General features: G+C 74.4%; 21 protein-coding genes and 1 pseudogene. 15 read left to right on the top strand and 7 right to left on the bottom strand.

Going from position 1 to position 22,228, the window contains the following annotated elements; all coding sequences use genetic code 11:
* Positions 1 to 106 precede the first annotated feature (106 nt).
* A complete protein-coding gene (locus AB0L74_RS00815; protein WP_365643920.1) occupies positions 107 to 736 on the top strand; it encodes a hypothetical protein in 630 nt (209 codons plus the stop codon).
* Positions 737 to 912: 176 nt separating this feature from the next.
* On the opposite strand, the gene AB0L74_RS00810 is transcribed toward AB0L74_RS00815, so the two are convergent.
* Positions 913 to 1,617 carry a FadR/GntR family transcriptional regulator gene (locus tag AB0L74_RS00810; RefSeq protein WP_365643918.1) on the bottom strand — a complete coding sequence of 235 codons (705 nt, stop codon included), beginning with the start codon at positions 1,615 to 1,617 and terminating at the stop codon, positions 913 to 915.
* Between the two features lie 261 nt (positions 1,618 to 1,878).
* Here AB0L74_RS00810 and AB0L74_RS00805 point away from each other — a divergent pair, with 261 nt between their 5' ends.
* On the top strand, positions 1,879 to 3,324 hold the full coding sequence (locus AB0L74_RS00805) for an acyl-CoA synthetase (protein ID WP_365643915.1): 1,446 nt from the start codon (positions 1,879 to 1,881) through the stop codon (positions 3,322 to 3,324).
* A complete protein-coding gene (locus AB0L74_RS00800; protein WP_365643912.1) occupies positions 3,317 to 4,684 on the top strand; it encodes a carboxyl transferase domain-containing protein in 1,368 nt (455 codons plus the stop codon). Before AB0L74_RS00805 ends, AB0L74_RS00800 begins: the two co-directional genes overlap by 8 nt.
* Positions 4,685 to 4,936: 252 nt before the next feature.
* Here the strand turns inward: AB0L74_RS00800 and AB0L74_RS00795 are convergent, their stop codons facing one another.
* Positions 4,937 to 8,548: a S8 family serine peptidase gene (locus AB0L74_RS00795; protein ID WP_365643909.1), complete on the bottom strand. Its 3,612-nt coding sequence runs from the start codon at positions 8,546 to 8,548 to the stop codon at positions 4,937 to 4,939.
* A 344-nt stretch (positions 8,549 to 8,892) separates the two neighbouring features.
* On the opposite strand from AB0L74_RS00795, the gene AB0L74_RS00790 reads away from it, so the two are divergent.
* The gene (locus AB0L74_RS00790; protein ID WP_365643906.1) at positions 8,893 to 9,930 is read left to right on the top strand and encodes a rod shape-determining protein; all 1,038 of its coding nucleotides are present in this window, start codon (positions 8,893 to 8,895) and stop codon (positions 9,928 to 9,930) included.
* Between the two features lie 19 nt (positions 9,931 to 9,949).
* On the top strand, positions 9,950 to 11,425 hold the full coding sequence (locus AB0L74_RS00785) for a GAF domain-containing protein (RefSeq protein WP_365643903.1): 1,476 nt from the start codon (positions 9,950 to 9,952) through the stop codon (positions 11,423 to 11,425).
* 36 nt (positions 11,426 to 11,461) lie between these two features.
* On the opposite strand, the gene AB0L74_RS00780 is transcribed toward AB0L74_RS00785, so the two are convergent.
* Positions 11,462 to 12,466, bottom strand: coding sequence for an anti-sigma factor RsbA family regulatory protein (locus tag AB0L74_RS00780; protein WP_365643900.1), 1,005 nt, complete (start codon positions 12,464 to 12,466; stop codon positions 11,462 to 11,464).
* Positions 12,463 to 12,831, bottom strand: a complete 369-nt coding sequence (locus AB0L74_RS00775; protein WP_365643897.1) for an STAS domain-containing protein — start codon at positions 12,829 to 12,831, stop codon at positions 12,463 to 12,465. The genes AB0L74_RS00780 and AB0L74_RS00775 overlap by 4 nt, the downstream gene beginning before the upstream one ends.
* Before the next feature lie 268 nt (positions 12,832 to 13,099).
* Here AB0L74_RS00775 and AB0L74_RS00770 point away from each other — a divergent pair, with 268 nt between their 5' ends.
* The 7 genes from AB0L74_RS00770 to AB0L74_RS00740 all read left to right on the top strand — a co-directional run bounded on the left by AB0L74_RS00770 (position 13,100) and on the right by AB0L74_RS00740 (position 18,297).
* Positions 13,100 to 13,810: an ANTAR domain-containing protein gene (locus AB0L74_RS00770; protein WP_365643894.1), complete on the top strand. Its 711-nt coding sequence runs from the start codon at positions 13,100 to 13,102 to the stop codon at positions 13,808 to 13,810.
* Positions 13,811 to 13,936: 126 nt separating this feature from the next.
* Positions 13,937 to 15,139, top strand: a complete 1,203-nt coding sequence (locus AB0L74_RS00765; protein WP_365643891.1) for a hypothetical protein — start codon at positions 13,937 to 13,939, stop codon at positions 15,137 to 15,139.
* A 1-nt stretch (position 15,140) separates the two neighbouring features.
* Positions 15,141 to 15,710 (top strand): hemerythrin domain-containing protein, encoded by a 570-nt coding sequence (locus tag AB0L74_RS00760; protein WP_365643888.1) that lies wholly within the window; start codon positions 15,141 to 15,143, stop codon positions 15,708 to 15,710.
* Positions 15,707 to 16,177, top strand: coding sequence for a DUF2243 domain-containing protein (locus AB0L74_RS00755; RefSeq protein ID WP_365643885.1), 471 nt, complete (start codon positions 15,707 to 15,709; stop codon positions 16,175 to 16,177). Before AB0L74_RS00760 ends, AB0L74_RS00755 begins: the two co-directional genes overlap by 4 nt.
* Positions 16,178 to 16,229: 52 nt before the next feature.
* Positions 16,230 to 17,084: a cytochrome c oxidase assembly protein gene (locus AB0L74_RS00750; protein ID WP_365643882.1), complete on the top strand. Its 855-nt coding sequence runs from the start codon at positions 16,230 to 16,232 to the stop codon at positions 17,082 to 17,084.
* Positions 17,081 to 17,239, top strand: a complete 159-nt coding sequence (locus AB0L74_RS00745) for a hypothetical protein (protein ID WP_365643880.1) — start codon at positions 17,081 to 17,083, stop codon at positions 17,237 to 17,239. The genes AB0L74_RS00750 and AB0L74_RS00745 overlap by 4 nt, the downstream gene beginning before the upstream one ends.
* Before the next feature lie 173 nt (positions 17,240 to 17,412).
* Entirely contained in the window at positions 17,413 to 18,297 is an 885-nt protein-coding gene (locus AB0L74_RS00740; RefSeq protein ID WP_365643877.1) for a class I SAM-dependent methyltransferase, read from the top strand.
* Positions 18,298 to 18,345: 48 nt separating this feature from the next.
* On the opposite strand, the gene AB0L74_RS00735 is transcribed toward AB0L74_RS00740, so the two are convergent.
* Positions 18,346 to 18,894, bottom strand: coding sequence for a hypothetical protein (locus AB0L74_RS00735; protein ID WP_365643874.1), 549 nt, complete (start codon positions 18,892 to 18,894; stop codon positions 18,346 to 18,348).
* A gap of 709 nt (positions 18,895 to 19,603) precedes the next feature.
* Here AB0L74_RS00735 and AB0L74_RS00730 point away from each other — a divergent pair.
* A complete protein-coding gene (locus tag AB0L74_RS00730; RefSeq protein ID WP_365643871.1) occupies positions 19,604 to 19,867 on the top strand; it encodes a type II toxin-antitoxin system prevent-host-death family antitoxin in 264 nt (87 codons plus the stop codon).
* Positions 19,864 to 20,118, top strand: coding sequence for a Txe/YoeB family addiction module toxin (locus AB0L74_RS00725; protein WP_365643868.1), 255 nt, complete (start codon positions 19,864 to 19,866; stop codon positions 20,116 to 20,118). The genes AB0L74_RS00730 and AB0L74_RS00725 overlap by 4 nt, the downstream gene beginning before the upstream one ends.
* Before the next feature lie 35 nt (positions 20,119 to 20,153).
* Here AB0L74_RS00725 and AB0L74_RS00720 read toward each other — a convergent pair.
* Positions 20,154 to 20,360 (bottom strand): annotated as a pseudogene (locus AB0L74_RS00720) (UDP-N-acetylglucosamine--N-acetylmuramyl-(pentapeptide) pyrophosphoryl-undecaprenol N-acetylglucosamine transferase); the annotation flags it as partial.
* Between the two features lie 6 nt (positions 20,361 to 20,366).
* Here AB0L74_RS00720 and AB0L74_RS00715 point away from each other — a divergent pair.
* Positions 20,367 to 20,741, top strand: coding sequence for a hypothetical protein (locus tag AB0L74_RS00715; protein ID WP_365644505.1), 375 nt, complete (start codon positions 20,367 to 20,369; stop codon positions 20,739 to 20,741).
* 284 nt (positions 20,742 to 21,025) lie between these two features.
* Here AB0L74_RS00715 and AB0L74_RS00710 read toward each other — a convergent pair whose 3' ends face one another.
* Positions 21,026 to 21,895 (bottom strand): HNH endonuclease, encoded by an 870-nt coding sequence (locus AB0L74_RS00710; protein ID WP_365643865.1) that lies wholly within the window; start codon positions 21,893 to 21,895, stop codon positions 21,026 to 21,028.
* Between the last annotated feature and the right edge of the window lie 333 nt (positions 21,896 to 22,228).

Raw genomic sequence — 22,228 nt, 5'->3', positions numbered from 1 at the left:
GAGACATCCCGCTGTTCGAGATATCAACAGGCGATCGGCATGACGAACACAGGCTAGACACACTGGGCTGACACGGGCAATGGCCGGGATGCGCGACGATGGACGCATGCCGTCCGCGCCGCGCCCCTCCGGACCCTTCACCCCGGTCGACTTCCAGCTGGTGCTGCTGCGCCGCATGGCCGACTTCAACGCGGATCTGGTCGACCGGGCCCGGCGGGAGCTGGGCGCCTCGCGGACGGACATGCGCGAGGCCAACAAGCGGTGGCAGGCGATGGTCCGCTCCCGGCGCGGCCGCCCGGCCGCCGCGCCGCCCGGGTCCCCCGGGCCCGGCCGGACGAGGGTCGCCCTGGTCCGCTCGGTCCTCGGCGCGCCGGAGTCGGCGGACGCCCGCCGGATCGGCGACCTGGACTGCGAGGCCCTGCGGTGGCGGCTGCCGCTCTGGCCGGACCTGCGCTTCGAGGTGCTCGCCGGCCGGGACGGGGCGGTGTGGAACGAGTGGCTGGTGCGCGCGCCGGGCGCCCCGGCGCCGAGCCCGGCCACCGTGGAGGACCTCACGCCCTGGTCGTGCACGGTCGACGAGGTGGCCCGCGCCTTCCGGCCCGCCCGCCCGTCGCAGGGCACGGCCCCCACGCGCTGGGGACTGGCCTTCACCGCTCCGGACGCGCACGGCGTACGGCACGAGGTCGTCGCGGAGTTCACCTGGGGGCTGCTGCAACGGACCGCGGTGCGGGGGTAGCCGCCGGGATCGCCCGGGCCGCCGCCGGCCCCGCGTCCGGGCGCGCGACGCGGCTCCGGGGCGTGCCGGGCCCCGCGTCCGCGGCGCGTTCCGGACGGCGGGCGCCCCGGGGTCTTCGTCCCGGTCACGCCGGACCCCGCGTGCCGGGCCCGGCACGGTCCCGGCGCAAGGCCCTGTCAGGGAGTGTCCGGGTCCCAGTCCAGCAGGCGGACCTTGGCGACCGTGCGGACGTGGCGGCGCATGGCGGTGGCCGCCTGCCGGGGCTGCCGGGCGGCGACGGCCTCCAGGATGGCCCGGTGCTGGGCCAGGGAGCGGGCGGGGCGGCCGGGCTGGCGCAGCGACTCGGTGCGGCTCTCGGCGATCTGATGGGTTATCGAGCGCATGAACTCCGCCAGCAGGGCGCTGTGCGCCGCCGCCGTCACCGCCGCGTGGAACAGGCGGTCGCCCTCCGTCCCGGGGCCGCCCCGCTCGATCTCCTCGGCCATCAGGGCGAGCGCGGACCGCATCGCGCCGAGGTCGTCCTCCGTGCGGCGCTCGGCGGCCAGTTCGGCGAGTTTCGTCTCCAGCGCCTCGCGGGCCTCCAGGACGTCCGGGAGGCGCCGGCGGCGTTCGACCATCGTCTCGACCGGTTCGGCGTCCAGGCCGTCCCGGACGAGGTAGGTGCCGCCGCCGTGCCGCGCCTCCACCAGGCCCTGTACCTCCAGGACCACGATGGCCTGCTTCACCGAGGCCCGGCTCACCCCGAGCCGCTGGGCCAGGTCCCGTTCGGCCGGGAGCCGGTCACCCGCGCGCAGACCGCCCTCGGCGACGTACTGCCGCAGCCGCTCGATCACCTGCTCGTACAGGCGCTGCCTGGCCACGGGGCGCAGGGCGTCGGTCACCGATCCCCCCCTCCCGTCCTGTGGCCTCGTCCTGTGGCCTGGTCCGCTGGCTCGTCCGCCGGCGGGGAGCGTAACACCGGGCCCTCGGGTGGTTGAGGGGCTCGGCCACCCCGGCCACGCCCTCTTGACTCCGCCCCCGGCCCCGCCCACGCTGAGCAACCGACCGACCGTCCAAGTGGCTCAGCCACTCGACCAGTTCCGTGTGGTCGTCATCCGCCCGGCCACCCCTCACCCGCCAGCGACAGCCAAGGAGTACCCCGCGTGTCCTCACTCTTCCCGGCCCTGACCGGGCATCCGGCCGGCCGCCCCGCTCTCCGGTTCGGTGAACGCTCCCTGACCTATGCGGAACTCGCCGCCGCGGCCGGTGCCGTGGCCGCGCGGGTCCGGGGCGCGGACCGGGTCGCCGTCTGGGCCGCCCCCGCCCTGGAGACCGCCGTCGCCGTCGTGGGGGCGCTGCTCGCCGGGGTGGCCGCCGTGCCGCTCAACCCCAGGTCGGGCGAGAAGGAGCTGCGGCACATCCTGTCGGACAGCGCGCCCTCCCTGCTGCTGGCCGCCCCCGGTGACGAACTGCCCGCGGCCGTGGGGGACCTGGCGCGGGCCGACGTCGACGTGCGCGCCGCCGGGCCGCTGCCCGAGGAGCGGGCCGGGGACGGCGACCCGGCCCTGGTCGTCTACACCTCCGGCACCACCGGGCCGCCCAAGGGCGCGGTCCTGCCCCGCCGGGCCCTCGCCGCCACGCTGGACGCGCTCGCCGACGCCTGGCGGTGGACCGGCGACGACGTGCTGGTGCACGGGCTGCCGCTGTTCCACGTGCACGGGCTGGTGCTGGGCGTGCTCGGGCCGCTGCGGCGCGGCGGGTCCCTGCGGCATCTGGGCCGGTTCTCCCCCGAGGGCGTGGCCCGGGAGCTGAACGAGGGGGCGACCATGCTCTTCGGGGTGCCGACGATGTACCACCGGATCGCCGAAGCCCTGCCCGGCGACCCGGAGCTGGCCAAGGCGCTGGGCCGGGCGCGGCTGCTGGTGTCCGGGTCGGCCGCGCTGCCCGTGCACGACCACGAGCGGATCACCGCGGCGACGGGCCGGCGGGTGATCGAGCGGTACGGCATGACGGAGACGCTGATGAACACCAGCGTCCGGGCGGACGGGGAGCCGCGCGCCGGAACCGTCGGCGTGCCGCTGCCGGGTGTCGAGCTGCGGCTGGTGGAGGAGGACGGGGCGGAGGTGACGGCGTACGACGGGGAGACCGTCGGGGAGATCCAGGTGCGCGGGCCGAACCTGTTCACCGCGTATCTGAACCGGCCCGACGCCACCGCCGCCGCCTTCACCGCCGACGGCTTCTTCCGCACCGGCGACATGGCGGTGCGCGACCCGGACGGCTATGTCCGCATCGTCGGGCGCAAGGCCACCGACCTGATCAAGAGCGGCGGGTACAAGATCGGGGCGGGTGAGATCGAGAACGCGCTGCTCGAACACCCGGGGGTGCGGGAGGCCGCCGTCACCGGGGAGCCGGACGCCGACCTGGGTGAGCGGATCGTGGCGTGGGTGGTGCCCGCCGACCCGGCCGCCCCGCCCGGGCTGGCGGAGCTGGCCGGTCATGTGGCCCGCCGGCTGGCCCCGCACAAGCGTCCCCGGGTCGTCCGCCACCTCGACGTCCTGCCCCGCAACGACATGGGGAAGGTCATGAAGCGGGAACTGGGCCGTGGCTGAGCGGCTCTCCGCCCGCCGGGTCCTCGCCCTGGTCGCCGACGACTTCGCCGAACTGCCGTGTCCGGAGCGGGAGGACGGGCCCGACGGCCCGCTGGGCTGGCCGGGGTACGGCGCCGCCCGGGCCCGTGCCGCCGCCCGGACCGGCGAGCGGGAGTCGGTGGTCTGCGGCACCGGGACCGTCGGCGGCCCGGGAGGCACCCGGGCGGTGCTGATGGCGTTCGAGTTCGGCTTCCTCGGCGGCTCCCTGGGGCAGCGCACCGGCGACCGGCTCCGGGCCGCGTACACCTACGCCCGCGCGCACCGCCTGCCGGTCGTGCCGCTGGTGGCGACCGGCGGCAGCCGGATGCAGGAGGGCATGCCGGCCCTGACCCAGCTCCAGCGGGTGGCCCGGCAGACGGTGCTCACCCGGGAGGCCGGGCTGCCCCAGGTCGCGGTGGTGCGGGACCCGACGACCGGCGGCGGCTGGGCCACCCTCGGCGCGGGCGCCGACGTGGTGCTGGCGCTGCCGGGCGCCCAGGTCGGCTTCGCCGGGTCCCGGGTCCGGCCGCCGGACGCCGACCCGGCGGCGTACACGGCCGAGGAGCAGGTGGCGGCGGGGTCGGCGGACGCCGTCGTCCGCCCCGAGGAGCTGCGCGGCACGCTGGCGCGGTGGCTGCGGCTGCTGACGACCGGGTCGAGCGCCCCGGCGCCCGTGCCCGAGGCGCTGGGCGCGCCCGCCGCGCCCGCCGGGGGCTGGGAGGCGGTGCGGCGGGCCCGGGCCCCCGGGCGCCCCCGGGCCCGCGCCTATCTGGACGCCTACTTCACCGAGCGGGTCGCGGTCAGCGGCGACCGCTGCGGGGGCGCCGACCCGGAGGGGATGCTGTGCGGCTTCGGCACGCACGACGGGCGGACGGTCGCCTACGCCGCGCAGAGCGGGACGGCGACCCGGCCCGCCGGGTACCGCACCGCCGCCCGGCTGATCCGGCTCGCGGACCGGCTCGGCATTCCGGTGCTGACGCTGGTGGACACCCCGGGCGCGGCCAACGACGCGGCGGCGGAGCGGCAGGGGGTGGGTCCGGCGATCGCGGATCTGTTCGCCGCGGTGGCCTCCGCCCGTACGCCGGTCACCACCCTGGTGATCGGCGAGGGCGGGTCGGGCGGCGCGCTCGCGCTGGCGGCGCCCGGCAACACCTGGGCCACGCCGGACAGTTACTTCTCCGTCATCGCGCCCGAGCTGGCGGCGGCGATCCTGAAGCGCCCGCCGGAGGAGGTGGCGGCGACGGCGGACCAGCTCCGCCCGGCACCCGGGGATCTGGCCGAGCTGGGGGTGATCCGAACAGGCGATCACTTGTTCCCTGGAACAGGTGATCGTCACTCGTGAGGGTGCATGTGACGGGTGCGGCGCAGGATACTTACGGTGCGCGAGTGACGGGCTGCAGACCGTAGTTGACGCGCAGGTCCCACATTCACAGCACCATCGCAAGGAGTAGCACGATCATGAACCTTCTCACCGACGTCCTCGCCGGCCTCGTCCACTTCATCGGCTGGCTGGTCTGACGTCCCGCTCCGCGCACACGGCGGCGCCGCCTCCCCGTCCCAGGGAGGCGGCGCCGTCCGCGTCTCCCGGGGGTGCCTACCGCACCCCCACCGCCCGGACGATCTCCTGCGTCACCGCACCGCCCCGGTCGTCGCGGGCTAAGGCCCGCAGCGAGACGGATTCCGCGTCGCGCGGCACGTCCAGCGTGCCGCGCCAGGAGGCGTGTCCGCCGGTCAGCCGGACGGACCTCCAGGTCTCGCCGTCGTCGTACGACACCTGGAGCCGTCCGCCGCCGAGGGTCCCGGTGCCGGCCGCTCCCGCCGTGTACTCCGCGGCCAGCCCGATGCCGAGCCGGTGGCCGCCGCGCACCTCGCCCGCGAGGTCGGTGTCGACGTCGAAGGAGAGGTTGATCAGCGGCAGGGAGGTCCACCGGTCCTCGGGCGTGGCCGCCGACCGGAAGGTCCACTCGGCGTGGCCCGTCGTCGCCGTGCCCCAGCGGTCCGCGTCGAGCGCGGTGTCGGTGACGAGCCGGTACGTGTGCTCGCCGGCCGGCACGTCCTGGACGTAGGCGGTGGAATCGGCCGACCGGCCGAGGAGTTCGCCGTCCCGGTGGACCGCCGTGGTCTGGGACATGCCGCTGTCCTCGCTGTACACGTCGCCGAAGCCGGTGTGGTCCGGCCCCGAGTCGCCCCAGCCCGGCACGTTGAACCGCAGCGTGCCGCCCGAGCGCTGCTGCCCCCAGCCGAGCCCGGTGCCGAGGTAGGGGTGCCAGACGGGCCGGAACCAGTTCAGCTCCGCGCGCGTCCCGCCCTCGTACCGAGCCAGCCCGCGGCGCTGCTCCAGCGCGCCGCCGGCGAGGTCCACGGACTCGTACCACCGCTGACCGGCGCCGGCGGAGACGTACTCGGTGCGCTCGGCGGGGAAGCCGACGCGCTCCTTGAAGCCGATGGCGAGGGGGAAGGTGTCGGTGACCGAGTACCGGAACTCGCCGCCGGCGGCCGGTTCGGCCGCGTGGTACTTCGTGTCCAGGACGGCGAGACCGCGCTTGCCCGGACGGTAGGTCAGGTCCCGGTCGGGGACCGCGCCGGGGTGCCCCTCGGACAGGTCGTACACGTACGGGGTGTCGCGCGTGCCGGTCATGTCGACCCGGCCGGCCTCGCGCAGCCGGGCCGCGTCGGCGGCGTTCACGGTCGCGATGGTCAGCGGCCGGTCGGCGTTGTCGTCCGTGCCCCACCACGCCATCAGCCGGCCGGGCGCGTCGTCCGTCACGAACAGCGCCTTCGCGCCCGCGTCCTGGGCGGCCCGGGCGAGGGCGGCCGGGTCGGTGCCGTCGGTGAGCCGGGCGAGGACCGCCTTGCCCCGCGCACCGGTGACCGGCCCGTCCCCGGCGTCGACCAGCGGCAGCCGGGTGCGGCCCTCGGCCAGGGTGCCGCCCGGCTGGACGGTCGCCTCACCGACGCCCTTGACCTCCAGCAGCGGCTTGCCGAGCCGCCACACGGTCCGGTACTCGAAGCCGCCCTGCCTCACCTCGGGTGTCGGCGCGGCGAAGACGCTGTCGTACGTCAGGGGCACCTGCACGGCCTCGAACAGGTCCGCGCCGTTCGCCGTCCGGTCGTACTCCATCAGCAGTTGCCGCGTCTCGGTGCGCCGGGCGGTCTCGGCCTCGATCTCGCGCAGCGCGCGGCCGTCCAGGGTCACCTCCCGGTCGCGGTCCAGGGTGATCTCCGGCGCGGCGAGGAAGCCGAGGCCGAGCGAGTCCGGGCCGTGGCTGCCGCGCACGTCGAGGAAGGAGGCCAGGCTGTAGGTGCCCGGCGCCAGGCGGAGTCTCAGGGTGCCGGAGTCGCCGACGTGGGCGGGGACGGGGTCGGCGCCCTGGGCGAGCCTCTGCACGGTGAGGCCGGCGGCGGTGGCCGCGCCGTCGCGGTCCTTGACGCGGACGGTGAGCGTGTACCGCTCCTCCTCCTTCACCAGCCCGAAGGCGGTGTGCGCGACGGGGGTGCCGCCCGCGGAGGCGACGATCCGCCCACTGGTCAGCCCCACCGGCGCCCCGGTGCCGTCCCCGGTGACCGTGGTGGCGGCGGTGCCGTGCGCGGGCACGGTGAGGGTGGTGTCGGCGAGCGTGACGACCCCCTCCGGGGCGCCCCGCACCGCCAGGCTCACCTCCACGTCCCGGCCGGAGTGGTTGGTGTAGGTCACCGTCCGGGTGACGGGCTCGTTCGCCTCGTAGGGCCAGGAGAAGAAGCCGAGGTCGGCGCTGCCGGTGGCGGTGACGTCCGCGCCGATCGCGCCGGGGACGCTGACCCGGCCCGCGCCGAGGGTGTAGGCGGAGGCGCCGAGCGGCTTCGACGTCGACATCAGCGCGTCCTTCAGCTGCGCGCCGGTCCACTCGGGGTGCTTCTCGGCGAGCAGGGCGGCCACCCCGGCGACGTGCGGCGCCGCCATCGACGTACCGTCCATGGAGGTGTACGCGCCGCTGCCCTCGGTGAGGGTGGAGCGGGCGGCGAGGATGCCGACGCCGGGCGCCGACAGGTCGGGCTTGAGGGCGTTGTCGCCGAGGCGGGGCCCGGCGCTGGTGAAGTAGGCGGCCTCGTCGGCGGCGTCCACCGCGCCGACGGTCAGGGCGGCGTCGGCGGCGCCGGGCGAGCCGATGGAGGAGGGCGCGCCGGTGTTCCCGGCGGCGACGACGAAGAGCGCGCCCGTCTCGCGGGAGAGCGTGTTCACGGCCCGCGCCATCGGGTCGGTGCCGTCGCTCGCCTCGGACGAGCCCAGGCTCATCGAGACGACGTCGGCCTTCACCTCCCGCGCGGCCCACTCCATGCCGGCGATGATCTGCGACTCGCTGCCCGAGCCCTGGTCGCTGAGCACCTTGCCGACGGCGAGCCGGGCGCCGGGCGCGACCCCCCGCTCCGTGCCGCCGGAGGCGGCGCCGCTGCCGCCGACGGTGGAGGCCACGTGCGTACCGTGGCCGTTGCGGTCGGCGACCTCCTCGCCCTCGATGAAGCTGCGGGACTCGGCCACCCGCCCGGCCAGGTCGGGGTGGTCCGCGTCGACGCCGGTGTCCAGCACGGCCACGGTGACGCCCTTGCCGGTCAGCCCGGCCTCCCACGCCCGCTCCGTCCCGATCCGGGCGTTGCTCTCGGCCATCCGCGCGGTGACCCGCCCGTCCAGCCACACCCCGTCGATGCCGTCCCGCCGGGTGAACGCCCGCCAGAACTCCCGCCCCTTGTCCGCCCGGACGGCGGCCCCGCGCACGCTGGGCAGCGCCCGCGTCCGCTCGGCCCCGCGCGGAGTGAGGGCCGGGGCGCCCTCGTCGTACGTCACGATCAGCGGCAGCTCGCCGGTGCGGGCATCGGCGAGTCCCTGCTCCATCAGCGCACCGACGTCGAACAGCCGCTCGTCCAGCGTCCCGGCCCGCAGATGGGGCAGGGCCTCGTCCGGTACGACGCTGAGGCGGCCGCCGGCCTCCCGGGTGCGGACGGCCCCGGTGGCTCCCTCGGGCCGCTCGACCGTGACCGTCCTCTTCCCGCCGCCGAGGTCGGTCACGGTGACGCGGTCACCGGTGACCAGGGTGACGGTGTGCGCGGCGGACGGCGTGCCGCTCATACCGGCGGGTTCCTCCCGGGCCGCCGCCGGGGTCACCGGCAACAGGCCGGCCAGCAGCCCGGCCGACAGGAGGGCCGCTCTGCGCCCGACTGGTCCTCTGCTCATCCACGCCTCTCTTCGTCATGTGCTGCGAAGAGTCTCAGGGGAGGGCGGGACAAGGGAGTTGAGCGGTGCTGGCGGATTGGCGCCCTGGCGGGTTCCCGCCACCACACCGGGGGCCGGCCGATCGAACACGGGGGCGGCGGCAGGCGCCGTCCGCCACTACGGCATCGACACGGCGACACCGCTCGCCCCCTCGCCGGGGCCGCCCGGGCCCTGTGGCGGCCCCCCATTCAGCGGCCCCCCGCCCGGCCCCCTCCAGAGGGCACCCGTCCGCTCGCCCCCGCACGATGCCAGGGAGGCCGCCCACCGGGCGGCCCGCACGGTCCGCGCTCTCGGGAGGATCTGCCATGACCGCCAGTCTGGAGCAGCTGCGCCGCTGCCACTTCGCCGTCGACCTGGGAGCGGCGCGGACACGGGTGTACGTGAAGGGCGCCGGACTCGTCGTCGACCAGCCGTCGGCCGCCGCGGTCAACACCCGAACCGGCGCGCTGATCGCGGTCGGCGAACTGGCGGAGAAGATGACGGGCCGGACCCCCGACTTCATCCGGGTCGTGCGGCCCGTCTCCGGCGGCACGGTCGTCGACATCGAGATGGCCCAGCGCATGCTGCGCCACCTGCTCGGTGACAAGATCCGCCGTTCCCTGCGCCGCAAGCCCCGGCTGCGCGCCGCCGCCTGCACCCCGCACGACGCCGACCCGCTGGCCCGGCGCGCCGCGGTGGAGACCCTCGTCGGGCTCGGCGCCCGCCGGGTGGAACTGGTGGACATCCTCATCGCCGCGGCCGTGGGCTGCGGGCTGCCCGTGGAGCAGCCGGAGGCCACCATGATCATGGTGTGCGGGGCGCACGCCACACAGGTGGCCGTGCTCTCCCTGGGCTCCATCGTGACCGCCGAGCGCATCCCGGTCGGCGGCGAGGCCGTCGACCACGCGATCGTGCAACACCTGCGCCACGCGCACGAGCTGATGCTGCCGAGCCAGTCGGTACGGCCGCTGCAACTGGCCCTGTCCGGCAACGGGCTCACCCCGAACGGCCCGTCCTCCACCGAGATCCACGGCCGGGACGTGGCGACCGGCCTCGCGCGCAGCGTCCAGGTCGACACCGCCGCCGTCCGGGACGCCATCCAGACGCCGCTGACGACCGTGCTCGACGGCATCGGCAAGGTGCTGCGGGACTGCCCGCCCGATCTGGTCGCCGACCTCGCCGACCGGGGGATCATGATGGTCGGCGGCAGCGCTCTGCTCCCCGGCTTCGACCAGATGCTGCGCCAGGCGACCGGAATGCCCGTGCACATCGCCGAACGGCCCGACATCTGCGCCGTCCAGGGACTGGGCACCATGCTGGAGGGCGGGATCGAGCCGCTGGCGCTGGACCCGCTGGCCGGCTGAACCCGCGTACCGCCCCGGCATGACCGACGCCCCGCGCGCCCGGCTCGCGCTCCTGCTCGAAGCCGTCCTCGGGGTCGGCACCGACCTCGATCCGCGCGGCACCCTGCAACGCCTGGTGGACGGCGCCGCCGAGCTGACCGGTGCCGCCCACGCCTGGCTGAGCACCACCGGCCCCGAGCCGGACGCCCTGGCCCGGATCCGCTCCCCGGCCGGCCCGCCCGGCGCCCCGGACACACCGCACCGCCTGCGGGTGCCGATCCACGTGGAGGGCGAGGAGTTCGGCGCGCTGCACCTGGCGGGCCGGGCCGGCGGCGGCCCGTTCACCGCCGGAGACGAGCGGGTGCTGCGGATCCTGGCGGCCCAGGCCGGCATCGCCATCGGCAACGCCCGGCTGTACGAGACGGCCCGGCAGCGGGAGCGGTGGATCGCGGGCGCGGCGGCCGTCACCACCGCGCTGCTCACCGGGGACACCGCCGGGGACGCGCTGACGACGGTCGCCGAACGGGCCCGGCTGCTCGCGGACGCCGCCGCGGGCGTCGTCCTTCAGCCGACCGGGGAGGGCGGCATGGAGATCGTGGCGGTGTCGGCACCGGACGACCCGGGCGGGCTGGCCGGCGCGACGATCCCGCCGGGCAGCCCGGTGCTGGAGCAACTCCTCGGCGGCCGGCCGGTGTTCGTCGAGGACGCGGCGACCGACCCCCGGATGACGACTCCGGTGCGGCACCGGTTCGGGCCCAGCATGATGCTGCCGCTGTGGGCCGGGGGACGGCTGATCGGCACGCTCGCGCTGCCGCGCCGGCGCGGCGACCGCCCGTACACCGGTGTCGAACGCGCGCTGGCGGTGCAGTTCGCCTCCCAGGCCGCTGTCGCGCTGGTCCTGGCCCGCGCCCGGCGGGGCCGCGAACGCCTCGCGGTCTACGAGGACCGCGACCGCATCGCCCGCGACCTGCACGATCTGGTGGTCCAGCGGCTGTTCGCCACCGGCCTCATGCTGGAGTCCACGCTGCGCCGCCCCGGCGCCGGTGACGTCGAGGAGCTGGTGGGCCAAGCCGTGGACGATCTGCGGGCCACGGTCCGGGAGGTCCGTACGGCGATCCACGCGCTGCACCGGCATCCCCGGCCCGGGGACTTCGGGGCGCGCCCCGCGGCGGAAGGCCCCGCCGCGGCGGCCGCCGTCCGGGACCGGGTGCTGCGCGAGACGGCGGCCGCCGCGGCGCTGCTCGGCTTCGCGCCGTCCACGCGCTTCACCGGCCCCGTCGACAGCCGCGTGCCGGGCCCGGTCGCGGACCGGCTGCTCGCCGCCCTGCGCCGCGCCCTGACCGCCGCGTGCCGGCGCCGCGGTGTCGGGCGGGTCGAGGTCACCGTCGACGCCACCGCCGCCCTCCCGGACGGGCGGGACGCGGTACGGCTGACGGTCCACGACGACGGCGAGGCGGACGGCGCGGACGGCGAAGACGGCCGCGGGACCACGGTCACCTGGGAGTGCGCGGTGTGACCGGCGGCCGCCGTGCCCGGCGCGGCCGCCGCCCGCTCACCGCGCGAACCAGCACCGTACGGTCGTGCCGTCCGGGCCGGCGTGCACGCGGACCAGATCCGAGACCAGGTTGACCAGCAGCAGTCCGCGCCCGCCGCGCTGGTCGCGGCCGGCGGGCCGGCGACCGGCCAGCGGGTCGGTCAGCCGTCCCCGGTCGCGGACCTCGCAGATCACGTACCCGTCCTCGTCCCACACCCGCAGCGTGCCCGTGCCGCCGCCGTGGACCACGCTGTTGGTGACCAGCTCGGCCGAGACCAGGGCCAGGTCGTCCAGCCGGACGCCGGTCAGGCCCAGCCGCGCGCCCTCGCCGGTGGCCGCGTGGCGGGCCTGGGAGAGCGAGTCGGCGTCGAAGGCGAAGGACAGCGCCCGCGCGGGCGGCGGCAGCGGCTCGTTGTAGCGGGCGACGATGTCGTCGGGGGCGTAGGCGCCGCTGCCCCGCTCCGGGCCGGGCCCGGCGGGGATGACGGTGGGGTGGGTGGCGTAGGCGTCGGCGAGGACCCGCTCGTCGAGGCGGTGCGCGTCGTACGGGCACAGGATGGTCACCGCGCGGCCCTGGAAGGCGGCGTTGATGAGGGCCTCGTGCTGGACGCAGGCCGGGTACTCGGTCTCCGTGCGGCCGGCCCAGATCGGCTCCCCGATGATCCGTACCCGCCGGCCCTCCGGCTGGGTGTCGGCGAAGGCCCGCAGCACTCCGGGGATGATCCGCCCGGGGTTGCGCCCGGCCTCCCGCATGTCGAGCATGCGCACGCCGTCGGCGGCGTCGCCCAGCGCGTCGCGGATCAGCGCGAGCCGCTCGCCGGGTACGGCGACCGCCACCGGCTCCCCGGCGGCCAGCCCCTCGCGCAGGAAGGGGACGGTGCCCCGGAGGTATTCCTCGTCGTCGCGGTAGAACAGGGCGGGGTGGACGAACGGATCGACGGGTTCCGGGGCGCCGGAGAGTGAGGCGGTCCCGGGAGCCCGGGAAGGCTCGGCGGGCTCGATGGGCTCGGCCACGGCACTCATGACTTCGACACCTCGATCGCCGACTGGCCGGGCCAGAACAGCTCCAGCACCCGTTGCGCGACATGCGGCGGCCGGTGCAGGACGAACCGCGCGCCGGCCGGAAGCCGCCGAGCGGCCGCCACCAGGGCCCCGACACCGGCGACATCGACGAACGTCACGCCGGACAGCTCCAGGTAGTACACATCCTCACCCTCAAGCACCGCCTGTTCCAGCGCGTGTTCCCATATACCGCGCGTCGACAGGCCCACCTCGCCCGCCATCCGTACGCCCGCGCGTCCGGTCAGCGGGGACACCGTCAGGCCCGGTGCCGCCGCGACGGCCCCGGACGGCGCCTCGTGCTGAGTGCCCACCTTGGTCTCTCCCATGCTCCCCGACCAGGCGCCCCTACCCGCTTCCGCGCCGTTCACACCTGCCGATCCCGCCAGTTCTCCCGGCGGGTGCCGCTCCCCCGCCAGGGGCGGGCCATCCCCCCGTCGAGCCGGTCCCCCGGGCGGGCGCCCTACCCCGCGAAGGGCGGGCCATTCCCCGCCGAGGGTGTACTCCTCCGTACGGCGGGCAGGCGCACTCCCGACGGGGGCAAGGGACGTTGTGAAGGTCCGCCGAGGACCGACGAAGGACCGACAAGGCGGTGACATGACCTCAGCGGCACCACCGCGTCTGGCGGGAAGGCTGACCACCCTGGTGATCGAGGCCCGCGTGGACGGGGACCTGGCCCTGCTCGCGCCGCGGGGCGAGCTCGTACACGGCTGCGCGGACACCCTGGCCGAGACCCTGGCCCGGCTGCCCGCCGGCATCGGGCGGGTCGACCTGGACATGGCGGGCGTGGCCTTCATGGACACGGCCGGACTTCAGTTCCTGGACGTGCTCAACGACTACAGCCACCGGCGCGCCGTGCCGGTGACGGCGACGAACTGGAACGGCCAGCCGCGCCGCATCCTGGAACTGGCCGGCCTGGACACCACCGACCCCCTGCGCTCCACGGCCCACCGGCCACCATGCCCGCGGCCCGGCCCCGAACTCGCGGGCATCCCGGCACCGGCCCGCTCCGCGGTGGCGCTGGAGCGCTCCGAGCGGCTGCACGACCTCCAGGCGGAGGTGGAGCAGCTCCGGCACGCGATCGCCTCCCGCCCGGTCATCGACCAGGCCCGCGGCATCCTCATGGCCACCCACGGCTGCACCTCCGACGAGGCGTGGCACCTGCTGCGCGAGACGTCCCAGCTCTCCAACACCAAGTTGCGCGCGGTCGCCGCGGCGATCACCTCCAGCGCCGGGAACGGCGGCCCGCCCCCGCCCGCGGCGCTGCGCGCGGCCCTGCGGACGGCACTGGCCCGCCTGCGCCGCTGACGGTCCCCTGCCCGGCGGCCCGTCGCGGGTGCCGGTTTGCGCGGGAGGGCGGCGGGTACTCGGCGGCGGCCCCGGCCGGGTGGCCCGGCCGGGCCTACCGGCACACCGCCGCCGAGGAGATTCCCTATGGGCTTCAACCCCCTCGAACACCAAGGCATCCCCCTGGAGCGCCAGCTGCGCAACTGGCGTGAGCTGAACGTGGAACCGGTCGACCCCGACCACGGCGACCCGTACACCAAGTGCCGGGTCATCACGATGAACGGCATCGAGGTCGAGGCGATCCTCTTCAGCCACCAGTTCGCCCGCCACTGTCCCGACCCCGAGGTCAAACGGCAGCTCGCGCAGGTGCGGTACATCGAGCACCAGCAGCAGAAGGCCGTCAACTGGCTGCTTCCCGGCCTCGCCTCCGTGCTGGAGACCACCATCGCCTACGAGCAGGTGGCGGTCGACCTCACCGGCTGGGTCGCGCGCCACGAGCCCGACCCCTATCTGAGGCAGGCGTACGAGTTCGGCGTCCTGGAGGACTTCGACCACCTGTACCGGTACGCCAACCTGTACGAGATGATCGAGCACCGCAAGGCGGAGTCGATCGTCGACGGCCTGACCGAGGTGATGCCGGGCCGGCCCACCAAGTTCCACCACCGCGACCCGGTCGACAACGTGCGCGAGCCCTACGACCGCACGAAGACCGACCCCATCTCCAAGCTGCACGCGCTGACCATCATGTCGGCGGAGCAGCAGACCATGAACTTCTACATGAACGTCGGCCCCCAGTACATGGAGCCGATCGCCCGCCAGCTCTACCAGGAGATCGGGCTCATCGAGGAGGAGCACGTCACGCACTACGAGTCGCTGGTCGACCCGGGCGAGACCTGGTGGGAGCAGCTCGTCAACCACGAGTACAACGAGTGCTACCTGTACCACTCCTTCATGGAGCAGGAGTCCGACCCGAAGGTGAAGGCGGTCTGGGAGCTCCATCTGAACATGGAGCTGGAACACCTGCGCATCGCCTGCGACCTGATGCGCCGCCACGACGGCCGCGAACCGGCGGAGATCCTCGCCCCCGAGCTGCCGAACGTCCTCACCTTCGAGGAGAACAAGCAGTTCGTCCGCAACCTGCTGGACACCCAGATGGACCTGACCACCCTCGGCACCGGCTATGTCCGCGACGCCCACGAGCGGTTCGAGAGGATGCAGGAACAGATCCACGGCGGCGAGGAACCCCCGAGCGAGCGGGTGATGGCCCAGCACCGGGAGATGTTCGGCCGCGAGTACCGCCTGGAGACCGAGGGCCCGCACCCCGACGTGGCTTCCCGGGAGAAGGACTGACATGGCCGGCATCACCGCGAGCGACGCCGACGTCGTCGCCCTCCTCATGCGCCAGCACGGCGACATCCGCAACCTCTTCGACGAGGTGGAGCGGTCCAGCGGCGACGAGCGCCGGGCCGCCTTCCGCCGCCTGGTCCAGCTCCTCGCCGTGCACGAGACGGCCGAGGAGGAGGTGGTCCACCCCTTCACCCGCGCGTCCGTGCCGGACGGCGGGCGGATCGTGGACGACCGGCTGGCGGAGGAACGCGAGGCCAAGGAGGTCCTGGCCCGGCTGGACGGCATGGACCCCGACGACCCGAAGTTCCTGCCCGAGCTGCTGGCCTTCCGCCTGGACGTGATGGCCCACGCCCGCGCCGAGGAACGCTACGAGTTCAACCACATCCGCCGCAGCGCCGACCAGGCCCGCCTCGCGTCCATGGCCACGGCCCTGCGCGCGGCGGAGGCGATGGCCCCGACCCACCCGCACCCCGGCACCGAGTCCGCGGCCAAGAACATGGCGCTGGGCCCGATCGCCGCGGTCATGGACCGCACCCGGGACGCGGTCCGCAAGGCCATGGGCAAGGACGGGTGACGTACCGCCGCGCGGTCGCCGGTGGAGCGCTGCTGGGCATCGGCCTCGCCGCGTTCGTCGACGAGGCCGTCTTCCACCAGCTGCTCCACTGGCACCACTTCTACGACCGGTCGACGCCCGGCGCGGGCCTGGTCTCCGACGGACTGCTGCACGCCGGGAGCTGGCTGGCGACGGTGGCGGGCCTGTTCCTCTACGCCGACCTGCGGCGCCGGGGCGGCCCGCCGCGCCCGGCCTGGTGGGCCGGGGTGTGCCTGGGCGCCGGCGGCTTCCAGCTCTTCGACGGCCTCGTCGACCACAAGCTGCTGCGCGTGCACCAGATCCGCTACGGCGTGGACCTCACCCCGTACGACTGGGCCTGGAACGCGGTCGCGGTCCTGCTCCTCGTCGCGGGCCTGCTCCTGTGGCGCCGCGCCCGCCGCGCCGCCCGCTCCCACCACCGCGGCCACCTGGCGGGCCTGCGCGGCTGACCCCGCCCGGGGCCGGCCCTCTCCCCCCGGCCGCCCGCGAGAAAGGGCCCGTATGACGGCAGCCGGCCCTCTCCTCCTCCCGGCCCTGGTCGCCTGCGCCGCCTACACGGCCGCCGCCGCCCGGCTCCGCCGCCGCGGGGACGGCTGGCCGTGGTGGCGGGACGCGTGCTGCTGGCTGGCCGGCGCGGTGTTCGCCGCCGGGGCGGCCGTGCCGTGGCAGACCTGGCTGCCCCCGTTCACCGCGCACATGGCCGCCCATCTCGCGGCCGGCATGCTGGCCCCGCTGCCGGCGGTCCTGGCCCGCCCGGTCACCCTGGCCCTGCGCGCCCTCCCGGTGCCCGGCCGCCGGGCGCTGCTCGCGGTGCTCCGCTCCCGGCCCGCAGCCGTCCTCGCCTTCCCGCCGGTCGCCGCCGCCCTCGACATCGGCGGCCTGTGGCTGCTGTACCGCGCCCCCCTGCCACCGGGAGCGCACCACAGCCCCTGGCTGTACGCCCACCTCTTCGCCGCCGGATGGCTGTTCACGTTCGCGGTCCTCGCCGTGGACCCGCTGCGGCACCGCACCGGGCTCGCCCTGCGCGCCGGGACCCTGCTGGCCGCCGCCGCGGCCCACGCGGTCCTGGCCAAGACCCTGTGGGCGGCGGGCCCGCCGGGCACCGGGTACGCGCCCGCGGATCTGCGCCTGGCCTCCCGGGTCATGTACTACGGCGGTGACGTGGCCGAGATCGCGCTCGCGGTGGCGGTCGCGGCCCAGTGGTACGGCGCACAGGGCCGGGCGCTGGCCCGCCGCGCCCGCCGCCGTGGTGTCGGCGGCGTCCCGGGGGTACCCGTGTCCCGCGCCGCCGGACCGGAGCACCGCTCCCCTCCGGCGGTTCACGACCCGCCCCACGAGCAGGAGGCAGCACGATGAGCGACCACACCCCGTCCCAGGCCGAGGGCGACCGCGACGACGAGAACACCGAGCCCGACCGCCGGTCCCCGGGCCACCCGACCCCGTCCCAGGCGGAGGGCGACCGCGACGACACGGCCGAACCCGGCACCGGGGACGCCGACCGGTCCGGATGAGCCCGGCCCGGGCGCCGGTGGCGGCCCGCCACCGGGCCTGGCCTGGCGACGGCGAGCAGCCCCGGGGCGCCACCCGGCCCCGACGGTGCATCGGGTGAACGCCGGTGTCCGTTCGGCCGAGGGCACCCGCGTCACCCGCGGGGCGTGCCCGGCACCCTGGTGCACTGGCGTCCATGAGCGGACGCCTTGATCCGGCCACCCGACGCCGTATCGCGGAGAACCGGCGCAACTGGGACGCCCGGGCCCGGGTGCACGCCGACAGCCCCTACTACAGCCTGACCGAGCGCGCGGCCGACACCCGCTTCCACCCGCGCGAGTGGGAGCAACTGGGCCCGCTGGAGGGACGGTCGGTACTGCACCTCCAGTGCCACAACGGCGTCGAGACCCTCGCCTTCGCCCAGAAGGGTGCCCGGACCACGGGGCTGGACTTCTCGGGCGACAACCTGGCCGTGGCCCGGCGCGGAGCCCGGGCGGCCGGGCTGACCGTCGAGTACGTCGAGGCCGATGTGTACGACGCGGTCACCGCGCTGGACGGGCGCGCCTTCGACCTCGTCTACACCGGCCGCGGCTCCCTCCCCTACCTGCCGGATCTGGAGGAGTGGGCCCGGATCGTGGCACGCCTGCTCAAACCGGGCGGCCTGGTCTACCTCATGGAGTTCCATCCCCTGCTGAACTCCCTCGGCCGCGCCGGCCCCGGGGACCTGGAACAGCCGCTGGAACTGCGCTACGACTACCTGGCCGGAGGAGAGGCTCTGACGTTCGACACCCCGCACACCTACGCGCCGTCCCGGAGCGGGTTGTTGGTCGAGGGAGCGACGGTCAGCCACGAGTGGCCGCACACGGTGGTCGACGTCCTGCGCGCGCTGCACCAGGCGGGCCTGACCGTCGACCTGGACCTGCTGTGGGAGACGGACTGGCTGGACTGGCCCCGCTGGGACGGCATGGTCCAGGTCGCGCCCGGCTGGTGGCGCAGGCCCGAGGGCGGGATCAGGATTCCGCTGATGTACGCCGCCGGCGCCCGCAGACCCGCCACCGCGACGGCGGACCCGGGGAACTGACAGCCGCCGTCCGCCCCGCCGGTGAGCGGGCGCCGGCCCCGCCCGCCGTCACAGCCCGTGCCGGTCGAGGACGCCCATCAGCCTGCGCCTGCGCTTCAGTTCCGTCCGCAGAGCGGCGAGATACGCGGTGAACGCCTCCTGCGTCCCCAGCGCACGATGGCAGTCACGGGCTCCCAGCAAGAGCCGTGCCAGCCGCTCGTAGGCCCGTTCCCCGGTCGGCTCCTTCGACTTCTCGACCAGCCGCAGGTACACGCCGAGCGCTTCGGCCGGACGCGTCTGACGCGACAGGTCGGCGAGCCGCTCCCACTGCCGGTCGTCGGCGAGACCGGCGGCCTCGCGCCAGGCCGCGTCCACATCGGCGTCGCCGAGCAGCGCGTCGACGAGCACGGGCCCGCCGAACCTGCCGCCGCGCTCCCGGCGGGCGTCCTCCCGCAGAGCGGCCAGCGCGGCCACCCGCTCGGCCTCCCAGCACCGCGCCGCCCGGGCGGCGGCGCGCAACTGCCGGTAGGCGGCCAGGGACCGCTCGGCACGGAACCGGTCCCGGCGCACCCCGACCGCATCGGCCGCCCGCCCGGCCCTCGCGTACCGGTCGCACACATAGTCGACCAGACGGCCGTCGATGTGCGTCTCGGCCGCGCGGTCCCGCAGTCCGCGCTCCGCCCAGGCGAGCGCCTCGTCCGCGCGGCCGGCCGATTCGAGTTCCTCGGCGATCCGCAGATGCGTGGCACCGGACGGGACGATGGGCGACCGCCTGCGCCGCCCGCCCGTCGGCGGTCAGATCACGCAGCGCGCCCGCCGCCTCGGCGACCTGCCGCGCGTACCCGGGGGCATCGGCGTACTCGACGTACCCGTACCGGGCGAAGGGCCGCGGATCGATCAGCGCGACGATCCGGTCCCGGACCGCGGCGAGGTCGGAGCGAGCGGTGGCGGCCCGCAGCTCCAGGCGCCGGCGCAGTTGCCGGTCCTCGGCGATCCGCTCCCGCACCAGCGCCGGGAGCTCGTCCCGAGTCAGCGCCGTAAGCCACGCTTCGAGGCCCGAGGCCCGTGCCCGTGCCACGGCCCGCTGACGCGGGATCGCCTCGGCCCGCCGCAGCACGGTCAGCCCCACCGCCACACAGTGCTTGCAGAAGTTGCCCTCCTGCCCGCGAACGGCGAAGGGGGCGGGAAAGCCGGCCCGCAGTGCCACGTCCGAAACGAGATGACCGAGCGGCCGCCGCCCCATCACTCCGGCGGACATGGCCGGGATCAGTGGACGCCATCTGGACTCGTACTATAACTTGTACAAGTCGAGAGAGGAGGCAGAAGCATGTCCATCACCGCCAGCGAGGCGCGCCAGAACCTGTTCCCGCTGATCGAGCAGGTCAACGAGGATCACGCTCCGGTGCACATCACCTCCCGCAAGGGGAACGCCGTCCTGATGTCCGAAGAGGACTTCAATTCCTGGACCGAGACAGTGCACCTCCTGCGCTCCCCGAAGAACGCCCGTCGCCTGCTCGACTCCATCACCGAGGCGGAGGCCGGCGAGGTCCGGCACCGCGAGCTGATCGATCCTGACGCGGAGCGTGCGTGAAGCTCTCGTTCACGTCCCACGCCTGGGAGGACTACACCTACTGGGCCGAGAGCGACCGCAAGACGGTCAAGCGCATCAACAAGCTGATCGACGACACCATGCGCGATCCCTTCAAGGGCATCGGCAAGCCGGAGCCCCTGAAGGGTGACCTGTCGGGCTACTGGTCCCGGAGAATCGACGATACGCACCGGCTCGTGTACAAGCCGACCGACGATGAATTGATCATCGTCCAGGCGCGGTACCACTACTGACCTCTGCCCAGGCCGACCCTGCGCGTTCACCGGTTTCAGCGCTTTCCCCTGAGCGCGACGCCCAGCAGCAGCTCGACCAGCCGAGACGCGGCGTCCGGCTTACCCATCGCACGTGCCGCCCGCGCCATCGCCTCCCGCTGCCGCGGGTCGGACAGCACCGGCTCCAACGCGGCCCGGAGCGCACCGGCCTTCGCCCGCTCCCCCGTGAGCGCGACCGCGGCCCCGGCCCGCTCGAGGTGGAGCGCGTTGTGTTCCTGCTCGTTGCCGGCCGAGGAGGCGAGCGGTACGAGGACGGAGGGCTTGACGAGGCCACCCGCTACGTGGTCGACAACAAGGAGACATTCGGGCTGAGCTACCCCACGGCGCGGGGACGCGACATCGTCGGCCGGTTCGTCAGTCACTCTCGGGCCGTCGTGCTGTCCGAGCGCCGTATCGAGGAGAAAGCGGAGCGACTGACCGCTCTCGCAGGCCCCGTCCAGAACATCTTCTTCACCCGCCACTGGCGAGTGCCCATCATCAGCCGTAGCTTCGAGGAGTTCGACCGAGCCGTGACCGCGCTCGACGAGGACCTGCCGGCCGACCACGTCGCGCCCGTGCTTCCACCGGGTGCTTCCCTGACGTAGCCACCCTTCGTATCGCTATCCGCACTCTGGTTACGACGTACTTTCGCGTGTACTCAAGACCCTAGGATCCCGCACAGAGTCGGCCGTTGCTCCTCCTGCTGGGCATTGCCGTGCCCAGTGCTTCACCTATCGGCTATGTCCGCAGGGCGGAACAAGTGGCCAAGCACGCACGACCCCGTAGGGGCGACAAGAAGGAGGTACGCCGACTGCTGCGATGCAAAAAATGAGGTCGCCACCGCCCAAGCATGGGAACGCGACCGGTGCCCCATCCAAGTCGTTGCGACTCAGAGGTCCCGAGAGCCTGGCGAGCTGATCAGTGCTTTGAGTACGTCAGCAAGGGGCGACCACTCCCCGCGAAAGACTGTCCCAGAGCCGATGGCTGCATACGGCCTGACCTGTGGTGGAAAACGCCCCAGTCCGTTCCTTACTCCCCGGACGGCTTCCGTGAACCAAGAGGTCGGCACGAACCACAAGCCTTGGTCGTGCCCATTGAGACGCTTGGTCGGCTGCCACCGCACACGGCCTCCGAGATCCGCCATCTGGGGAAACCGGGCTGTGGGGTTGGCATCACCAAGATCCAGGTCGAAGTCAACTCCGACTGCGGTCACCGTCACCGACACCAGGCCGCGATTGCTGACATGGAGACCGAGGTAGGTTTTTCCGTCTGCTTCCTCGAAGGTCACCTCGGCCATGCCAGACAGTGGACAGGGCAAGATGTCGAGCCGCCCCACCCCGAAGCCGCCGATCAGGTCGACACTGAGGTGGACTTCGGTGAGCTTCTGAAGCGATCGCTGAACCTGCCGAACGACCTCTGTCAGACGCTCGGGACCGACCTGCTGGCCAGCTTGGGCGACCTGTAAGGCCTTCCATTCTTCGAGCTCAGTGACGGTGTACAAACTCTCGTGCCGATCGACCGGTTTGTGGTGCGTGGCACATAGCAGGAGGAGGTTCTCGAAGCCATTGATGTCGCCCTCATAGGCGGGGTCGTGTCGCGGACCTTTCTGCTTCTCGGAACGGATGTGAGCGATCTCGGCGGCAACGGTCGGGTGCCCCCGGTCCCAGAAGACCAGAGGTTGCTCGCAGTCGGGATAGGCACAGGACGTGGCACAACCGAAGAGGAGCTTGATCGTCTCGTCCCTGTACTTGCTCGCCATCCCGGAAGCGTAACCGCCTCGATCAGCCGAACTGCTGGTCAGCTTCAGGAGAGACACCGCGCATGCAGGAACGACAGGCTGGTGCGGCGAAGAACGAGGCGCCCATCCCTGAGTGCGGGAACTCCCCGGCGCTCGACATCTGCGGGCGAGAAGGGCAACTCGCGGTGCCACCGCACTTTCGCCGCCATCTGATGGCGGCCTCATTCGAGCCCGGTGACGGGGACCGGCCGGCGGGGCATTAGGCCACCAGTGGGGCCGTTCTTCCCCGCGCTCGGGAGGGTCTTCACCGCGGGGCGCGAGACCGCCTTCCCAGCTCCCGGCGGTTCTCTCTGC

It is taken from the genome of Streptomyces sp. NPDC052020 (assembly GCF_040680575.1).
Taxonomy (GTDB): Bacteria; Actinomycetota; Actinomycetes; order Streptomycetales; family Streptomycetaceae; genus Streptomyces.
Note: the sequence above shows the minus strand (reverse complement) of the source record. Positions and strands in the feature narration are given on the sequence as shown.